The sequence below is a fragment of the Pseudomonas sp. EL_65y_Pfl2_R96 genome (genome assembly GCF_963970905.1).
Lineage (GTDB): Bacteria > Pseudomonadota > Gammaproteobacteria > Pseudomonadales > Pseudomonadaceae > Aquipseudomonas.
Genome location: NZ_CAXAQH010000431.1, coordinates 1 through 337, shown reverse-complemented (window position 1 = coordinate 337; position 337 = coordinate 1). Strand labels below are relative to the sequence as shown.

Genomic DNA, 337 nt, shown 5'->3' with positions numbered 1-337 from the left:
TTCGGCGCGTCGACGGTCACGGAACCGCTGGTGGCGCCGGCGGCGATGGTGATCACCGCGCCGTTCGACAGTGTCACGGTGACCGGCGTACCGGCCGCATTGCTCAGGGTGGCGGTATAAACGATGGAACCGCCTTCGGCCACGGAGTCGGCTGCGCTCAGGCTGAGGGTGGTGGTGTCTGCTGTATCAGTGATCGAGGTATCCGCCGACTTGCCATCGACTTCCAGCTTCTCGTAGTTACCGCCCTTGGCATCGTCGATTTTCACGCTCAGGGAACCGCCGCCGGCCAACGCATCGTTCGGCGCGGTGAAGTTGACGCTGGCACTGCTCGAACCGA

The 337-nt window shown here is 64.1% G+C and carries 1 protein-coding gene; it reads right to left on the bottom strand.

Annotated elements, in window-relative coordinates; all coding sequences use genetic code 11:
• The coding region (locus AACY49_RS31420) for an immunoglobulin-like domain-containing protein (protein WP_339528265.1) at nucleotides 1-337 on the bottom strand (337 nt) is incomplete at both ends.